General features: G+C 64.1%; 4 protein-coding genes. All 4 read right to left on the bottom strand.

All coding sequences use genetic code 11. The annotated features are described in order from the left end of the window. Positions 1 to 678 (bottom strand): PAS domain-containing protein (locus tag ACYVDE_RS16925; RefSeq protein ID WP_460502729.1); only part of this gene is annotated, 678 nt, incomplete at its 3' end. Positions 679 to 761: 83 nt separating this feature from the next. Continuing rightward, complete coding sequence (locus tag ACYVDE_RS16920; RefSeq protein ID WP_460502728.1) at positions 762 to 1,214, bottom strand: BLUF domain-containing protein; 453 nt, start codon at positions 1,212 to 1,214, stop codon at positions 762 to 764. Positions 1,215 to 1,448: 234 nt separating this feature from the next. Further along, a complete protein-coding gene (locus tag ACYVDE_RS16915) occupies positions 1,449 to 2,381 on the bottom strand; it encodes an NAD-dependent epimerase/dehydratase family protein (protein WP_460502727.1) in 933 nt (310 codons plus the stop codon). 187 nt (positions 2,382 to 2,568) lie between these two features. Beyond that, the coding region (locus ACYVDE_RS16910; RefSeq protein WP_460502726.1) for a mechanosensitive ion channel family protein at positions 2,569 to 3,784 on the bottom strand (1,216 nt) is incomplete at its 5' end.

The following is a 3,784-nucleotide window of genomic DNA, read 5'->3' as shown; positions in this document are numbered from 1 at the left end:
GCGGTACTGGCCGTCGTGGCGGCGCAGGCGGTACTCGTAGCTCCAGCCAATGCCGGCCGCGCGGGCCGACTCCGACTGGTAGAGCACGCGCAGGCGGTCGTCGGGGTGAATGAGCAGCGGCCAGATGGCGTTCAAGTCGGCCGTGGGCGGCTGGCCGGTGTAGTAGTACCACTGTGGGCTCACATACTCGTACTTGCCGGCGGCATCGACGGTGAACGTGATTTGAGGCACGGTTTCCGTCAGCACCCGCAGGCGGGTATCGAGGCGGCGGGTTTCGATGGCCAGATGATGGGCGCGCTGGCGGGCTTCCTCCTGCGCGGTCACGTTCACGGCAAACAGCAGCAGGCCGGTTACCGGTCCTTCGCCGTCGCGCACGGGCTCCAGGGCAATGTCGAAGTAGCGCGGCACGGCTTCTTCCTGGCCGGCGGCGGGCAACGGCAGGGCGTAGGCCTTGGCCACGTAGGGCCGGCCCGACTGGTACACCTGCCGCATCACGTCCAGCAAATCGGCCGGAATGGTGCCAGGGTACTCGGCCACGGGCTGGCCCTCGCGCACGGGCGCGCCGAGCACGGCCTGCATGGCTTCGTTCACAAAGCCATAGCACAGGCTTTCGCCCTGCAAAATGGCCACGCCCGCCGGCATGTGCCGCAGAATTTCTTGCAGCTGCTGCTCGCGCATACGGTTACCGCAAAAAGAACATGGAGCCCCGCGCGCGCTGCGCTAAGGCCTGGGCCCACCGGGCCACTACTATTTCGCCCTGCTTACACATGCGCCGGCGAAGTTTGCGCCGGAGCGGATTCGGGGCCGAAGACGGCCATTTTCACCAGGTCAACCAGCAGCGCGTCGGCAATGCTGAGCGAATGGGGCGGCGGCGGCAGGTGCTCAGGCAGCAGAAAACCCTGCAACGCCTCGAACCCGGTGGGCTCAATTGGGTGGAAGGCCATTGACCAGCCCTCGAAGCTGCGCACGCTGATGGGCTTGTCGACGAGTTTCACCACGTTGGAGTGGCGGCCGTCGCGGGCAATGGTCTCAAACAGCGGCTCCAGCACCTCGGGCTCGCCCTCGATGAGCTGGGCAATGTTACCGTGGCTATAAAACAGCACGCCCGTGACATTGTGCCGGCCGTTGTCGCGGCGGCACTGGTCGAGTAGGGCCTGCAAATCCTGGTCAGAAAGCGGGCGCACGGCCCGGCTCATGTATACAATATGAATCATCAGCAAAAATCAACGAGCCCTGCCCGCCGGGTGGGCCCCCAGGGCGGCGCATGGACGAAGCAGTGCTACGAACAACGCGCCGTTAGGTTATTCTTTCACCTAACTAACGGGAAAATGGCTGTTTTCGGTTGAGGTAAAAAGTAAAAATAAGGTAGCGGCGGCATTCGCGCCCACCATCCGCGGCCGGCGTTGCGGGAGGCCGACCGGCGACGGGCGCGAATGCCGCGCCCGCCGCTATTTCTGCTTGCTTTTGCCGCCTTTGGCCGGGGCCTGGCTCTTGGCCTCGCGCCAGCTGAACTCGGGCTCGTAGCCCAATTCGCGGCGGGCTTTATCGATGGAAAGAAGCGTTTCGTGTTTGCTCAGCTTCTTGCGCACTTCCACGCCGGGGAAGACCTCGGCCATGAGCTCGGCCGACGGCTTGCTCATCACCGTGTCGGCGTTGGCGATGATGAAGGCGTGCATGCCGGTGGCCTCCCACTCCACGGCCTTACGGATGGCCTGGGCGCCGTCGCGGGCGTCGATGTAGGCCCACATGTTCCACTTGCGCTCCTGCGGGTCGTCGTTGTAGGCCGGGAACTTGGCGTAGTCGGCCGGCTCCATCACGTTGCTGAAGCGCAGGCCCACGAGCTTCATATCCGGCGTCTGGTAGCAGAACTGCCGGGCCATGTCTTCCATCAGAATCTTGGCCAGGGCGTAGGCGCTTTTGGCGCGCAGCGGGTAGTCCTCGTCCACGGGCGCGTAGGGCGCTTGCTCGTCGAAGGGCTCGCCCAAGGTGGTTTCGCTGCTAGCCCAAATCACATTGCGGATGCCCAGCCGCCGCGCCGCCTCGAACACGTTGTAGGTGCTCATCATGTTGTTCTGGAACGTGTGGGCGTCGGGGTACTGGCGCGGGGCCGGAATGGCCGCCAAGTGCACCACGGCCGCAAACGCCTGCGGGGCCACGCCCGCATAAATCTCCTGGCCCACCGACGACAGCGCGTCGAGCGTCTGGCCGAAATCGGCGAGGTCGGCCACCATGTGAGGCACGCTCTTGTCGGCCGCCACGGTATCGACCACGAACACGTCGTAGCCGTGGGCCTGCAAATCGGCCACGCACACTTTGCCCAGCTTGCCGGTGCCGCCCGTTACGAGCACGCGGGGCCGGGACGTTGATTTGGTTGGTTTCATCAAGAAAAACGGTTGAGGTGAAGGCTGGCTATACGGGCATGGCGGCGGGGCGGCGGCTTTTCTCTTGCTGAGCGAGGTAGAGACGCAATATTTTGCGTCTCGTCGTTGAACGATAACACTCGAACGATACCAGGCGGCGCAGTTCCGGTCGTTCAACGACGAGACGCAAAATATTGCGTCTCTACCCCTAGCTCAGCTGCAAGCCCTTCTCCACAAACCGCCGGTAAATGCCGGCCAGAATCTCGCTTTTGGTGAGCTGCTCCTGGCGGATGTTGCTAATCCAGAACAGCACCTTGAGCTCGTACACCGAGCCGGCGATGCTGCTGAGCAGGATTTCGGCCGGCAGGTTGTGCAGGGTGTAGGGGCTGGTTTTGATTTCCTCCTGAATGAGGGCGCGGGCGGTGGCGAGGTTGGTGGCGAGGTCGGCCGTTTCGGAGGTCATTTTCAGCGACAGCTCGGTGCGGATGTGGTCGTTGGTGCGCGTCCAGTTGATGACGTGGTTGGACAGCAGGTCGCCGTTGGGCACGATGATTTCGGAGCCCGTGACGGACGTGAGCTTGCTGGAGCGGATGCCGATGTCGTGCACGCGCCCCGCCTTGCCGGCCACCTCGATGAAGTCGCCCACGTGAAACGGACGCTCGAAAATGAGGATGATGCCCGACACCAGGTTGTTCACGATGCTCTGCAAGCCCAGGCCGATGCCCACGCTGAGCGCCCCGAACACGATGGCGATTTTGCTAAGCGGCAGGCCCGTGGCGGCCGTGGCCAGCGCGAAGCCCACCAGCACCAGCAGCAGCCGCAGCGCCACCAGCCACGAGCCGCGCCGCCGGGCGTCGGAATCGTCGGCCCCCACCTCGCCGAAAAAGTAGCCCACGTAGCGTTGCAGCAGCGTCGAAATGTAGAGAATGAGGAAGAACAGCAGTACGTTGCCGAAGGTGAACACCGTGCTGCCAATGGTGTGCGGGGCCGTGAGCACGTGCTCCAGAAAGCCGTAGATGGCGTTGTAGGCGTTCAGGTTGGAGGTGAACACCACCAGCCACAGCGCGCCGGCCAGCAGCGTGAGCAGGCGCAGCAGGTTGGTTTCGATGGCTTTGTAGTCGAAGGCCGCGGCCTCGCCGGCCGCGCCCCGGCTGCACAGTATCTGCAGATGGAAGGCCTCGGTGAACAGCTCGATGAACACCGCCAGCCCGATGCCCTGCGTGAGCCCGAAAATGGCCGCCGTGCTGAACATCTTGGCCAGACTCAGCCGCCCGACCACGTTGCAGATGATGGCCAGCCCATTCAGCCCGATAAACAGCCAGGCGATGGGAATGAGAAAGCGCAGCTGGGCCAGCGTGTCGCGCAGGCGCAGCAGCAGCAGCCCGCCCACGCCCACGGCTAGGGCGTTGAGGCCCAGCAGGCCC

It is taken from the genome of Hymenobacter agri (genome assembly GCF_054778495.1).
Note: the sequence above shows the minus strand (reverse complement) of the source record. Positions and strands in the feature narration are given on the sequence as shown.

Excerpts from the sequence above, each read along its gene's own strand:
- ACYVDE_RS16915 (WP_460502727.1), bottom strand. The coding sequence starts at position 2,381 with ATGAAACCAACCAAATCAACGTCCCGGCCCCGCGTGCTCGTAACGGGC.
- ACYVDE_RS16920 (WP_460502728.1), bottom strand. The coding sequence starts at position 1,214 with ATGATTCATATTGTATACATGAGCCGGGCCGTGCGCCCGCTTTCTGAC.